Origin of the sequence: Nonomuraea lactucae, assembly GCF_003313395.1 — a bacterium.
Lineage (GTDB): Bacteria > Actinomycetota > Actinomycetes > Streptosporangiales > Streptosporangiaceae > Nonomuraea > Nonomuraea lactucae.
Genome location: NZ_QNFZ01000167.1, coordinates 1 through 3813, shown reverse-complemented (window position 1 = coordinate 3813; position 3813 = coordinate 1). Strand labels below are relative to the sequence as shown.

Annotated in this window: 3 protein-coding genes; all 3 read right to left on the bottom strand. The window is 73.5% G+C overall.

Going from position 1 to position 3813, the window contains the following annotated elements:
• A partial coding sequence (locus tag DQW85_RS11175; protein ID WP_162794897.1) for a condensation domain-containing protein occupies nt 1-1601 on the bottom strand: 1601 nt, incomplete at its 3' end.
• A gap of 15 nt (nt 1602-1616) precedes the next feature.
• Nucleotides 1617-1808, bottom strand: coding sequence for an MbtH family protein (locus DQW85_RS11170; protein WP_113700274.1), 192 nt, complete (start codon nt 1806-1808; stop codon nt 1617-1619).
• Nucleotide 1809: 1 nt separating this feature from the next.
• A partial coding sequence (locus DQW85_RS11165) for an SDR family NAD(P)-dependent oxidoreductase (protein WP_113700273.1) occupies nt 1810-3813 on the bottom strand: 2004 nt, incomplete at its 5' end.

Below are 3813 nucleotides of genomic sequence, written 5' to 3'. Positions count from 1 at the left end.
TCGAGCGGCACGTAACAGCCGCCCGCCTTCAGCACCGCCAGCAACGCGACGACCAGACGCGGGTCGCGCGGCAGGCAGAGGGCGACGCGGGACTCGGGGCTGAGGCCGCGGGCGGTGAGGTGGCGGGCCAGGGCGTGGGTGCGGGCGTCGAGTTCGGCGTAGGTGAGCTCGTCGCCGTCGGGGGTGCGGACCGCGACGGTGTGCGGGGTGCGGGCGGCCTGCTCGGTGACCAGGTCGTGCAGGGGCCGGTCGGGGTACGGGGCGGTGGTGGCGTTCCAGCCGGTGAGGATCTGGTCGCGTTGTGCGGGGGTGAGCAGCGGCAGGCGGGACAGGGGCAGGGTGGGGTCGGCGGCGACGGCGGTGAGGATGAGCCGGTAGGAGGTGGCCAGGCGTTGCACGGTGGCGGCGTCGTACAGGTCGGTGCTGTATTCGATCCACACGCCGGCCCCGTCGGCGGTGCGGATGACGTCGAAGGTGAGGTCGAGCTGGGCGGTGCCGTTGGCGAACTGGCCGCGCGAATCCATGGGCAGCAGGTTGAAGCCCACCTGGTACAGGGGGGTGCGGCTGGGGTCGCGTTCGGGCTGGAGGGCTTCGACGAGCCGGTCGAAGGGGACGTCGGCGTGGTCGAGGGCGGCCAGGACGGTGGTGCGGACCCGGTCCAGCAGGGTGGTGAAGGCGGGGTCGCCGTGCAGGCTGGTGCGCAGTACGAGGGTGTTGACGAACATGCCGATGAGCGGTTCGACCTCGGGCAGGTCGCGGCCGGCGACGGGGGTGCCGACGGCGATGTCGTGCTGGTCGGCGTGGCGGGCGAGCAGGGCCTTGAGCGCGGCGAGCAGGACCATGAACAGGGTGACGCCGCGTGTCCTGGCGAGTGCTTCGAGGGTGTCGACGAGGTCGGCGGGCAGGTGGAGGTGGTGTTCGGCGCCGTCGTGGCCGCGTGCGGGCGGGCGGGGCCGGTCGGTGGGCAGGCCGGTGTCGGCGGGCAGGCCGGCCAGGCGTTCGCGCCAGTAGCCGAGCTGTTCGGCCAGTACGCCCTGGGTGAGGTGCCGGCGTTGCCAGGTGGCGTAGTCGGCGTACTGGACGGGCAGGTCGGGCAGGCGGGGCGGGCGGTCTTCGGTGGGGGCGTCGTGGAGTTCGCGTAGTTCGGTGGCGAGGTTGGTGCCGGAGCGGGCGTCGAAGACGGCGTGGTGGACGACGAACACCAGCCGGTGGTCGCGTTCGGTGAGGCGGACCAGGCGGGCGCGCCAGAGGGGGGCCTGGTCGAGGGCGAACGGGCGGCGGGCGTCGGCGCGGGCGAGCGCCTGGAAGTCGTGTTCGGCTCGGTCGGAGGGCAGATGTCTGAGGTCGGTGTGGTGGAGGGTGACCGGCAGGTCGGCCAGGACGACCTGGACGAGGGCGCCGTCTTCGGTGGTCAGGGCCGTGCGCAGCGTCTCGTGGCGGCGGACGATCTCCTGCAGGGCTCGCGCGCACCGGTGGTGGTCGGTGCCGGGCAGGTCGATCACGGCGTTGACGTGGTGCGCGGGCGCGCCGGGGTCGAGCTGGGCGAGGAACCACAGGCGTTCCTGCGCGTACGACGCGGGGAAGACGTATGTGCCGGTCACCCGGTGTTCTCCCTCCTACTCCCCCATGGCCTCGCGCAGGCTGCGCGGGCGCATGTCGGTCCAGACCTGGTCGATGTGGTCGAGGCAGGTTTGCTTGGGTCCTTCGAAGCCGGTCGCGTGCCAGCCTTGGGGGATGGGTCGTTCGGCGAACCAGATGGAGTATTGGTCTTCGTGGTTGACCACGACCTTGTACTGGCCGTCGCGCATGTCAGGCCCTTTCGGTGCGGGGTAGCCGGGCAATGGTGGTGGTTTGCTGTGGTTTGTCGGCTTGGGTCTGGGTGCGGAGCTCCTCGACGAGCGCGGCCATGCCGGCCACGGTCGGCACCTGGAACAGGCTGCGCATCGGCAGCCGGACGCCGATCTTCTTCCTGATGAGGGCGATGAGCTGGACCGCGACGAGGGAGTTGCCGCCCAGCTCGAAGAAGTCCTGCTCGACGCTGACCTGGCGGGCGCCGAGCACCTCACCCCACAGCTGGGCGAGCAAAGCCTCCAGGTCGTTGCGGGGGGCGACGTGGTCGGCGTCCAGGCTGCCGGCGCCGTCGGTGGCCGCGGCGGCGTCGAGCTCCGAGGCCACGGTGTCCTGGGTGAGCTCGCGCACCCCGGCCACGAACTCGCTCAGGCGGGTGGCGTTGACCACGACCTGCGAGCCGAGGCGGGAGGCGAGCAGGCGGCGGAAGGCGTCGGCGCCGCCGGCCGGCGGGATGCCGCGCTTGGCGCCGTCGATGTCGAGGGCGGCGCCCGCGGCGGCGGACTCCTCCTTGACGGTGGCGTCCTGGGCGGTGTGGCGGGCCTGCTCGCCGACGGTCTGGGTGACGGCCTGCCTGTCGATGCGGCGCAGCACGAAGTCGGAGATCGTCACCACGCGCCGGCCGGTGTCGTCGTAGAGGGTCAGGTCGGCGGCCATCACCTCGTCGCCTCCGGTGTCGCGCGGCTGGGCGTGGCTCCACAGGCGGGGCGGGAGGGGGGCGTGCAGGGTGACGCGGCCGTAGCCGAGCGGCAGGTAGCTGTGCTCGCCGGTGACGGCGATGAACGCGGTGGCCTCGTCGAGCAGGGCCGGGTGCAGGGGAAGGCGGTCGAGGTCGGCGGTGACCTCGGGCCCGGCCTCCAGGCGGGCGAGCTGCTCGCCGGCGCCGTGATGGACGGTGCCGAGGCTGGTCCAGCGGGAGCCGAAGGTGACCAGCCCGGACGCCGAGGCGAACGGGCTGCCGCCACCGGCCTCGCCTGCGGGGTAGGTGCAGCGGGCGCGGATGTCGGCCAGCCCGGAGCCATGACCGCCGGCCTGGCCACCAGCGTGGCCGTGAGTGTGGCCGTGAGCGTGGCCGTCAGCTTGCCCGGCGGTGTGGTCGGCGGTGCCTTCGGTGGTGTCGTCGGAGGTGTCTTCGGTGGTGTCGTCGAAGGTGGGGACCCAGGCGGCCGCTCCCCTGGCGTGCTGGGTCGTCTGACCGGCCGCGACGCTGACCACCTCGAAGTCCATGCCGTCGCCCGCGGGTGTGAGCAGCACGCGCACCTCCGCGCTCGCACCGTCGGCGACCGGGAGGGGCGCGACGAAGGCGACGTCGCGCAGCTCGACCACGTGGCCGGGGCCGGGGCTGGGCACGGCGGCCTCGAACGCGGCGCGGGCCGTCTCCAGGTAGCCGGTGCCCGGCATGACGGGCACCCCGGCGACGCGATGCTCGTCGAGCAGCCAGTGGGTGGCCGGAGCCAGGGTGCCGGTGAACCAGGGGTGGCGGCCCGAGGTGTCGTGGCGGTGGGTGAGGACGGGGTGGTCGAGCTGGCTGACCCGGTCGCCGCGCTGCAGGGCGCGGAAGGCGACCGGCGCGGCCACCTCTGCGGCCATGCCGATCTCGAGCCAGGCTCCCCAGTTGACCGACAGCACCGGGCCGGGCAGCGCGGGCGCCCACGTGCTGGCGTAGGCGTCGAGGAAGTTGTTGGCGGCGCAGTAGTCCACCTGCCCGAACCCGCCCGCGACGGCGGTGACGGAGGAGCAGAGCATCACGAAGTCGAGCGGCAGGTCGCCGAACGCCTCCCGCAGCGCCAGCGTGCCCGCGATCTTGGGGGCCATGACCTGTTCGGCGGCGTGCAGTTCCTTGACCTCGGCCATGCCGCCGCCGGGCAGCCCGGCGGCGTGCACGAGGCCGTCGACGCGGCCGAACCGGTCCAGGGCGGCGCCGCGGGCCTGGCGCAGCGCTTCGGGGTCGGTGACGTCGGCGGC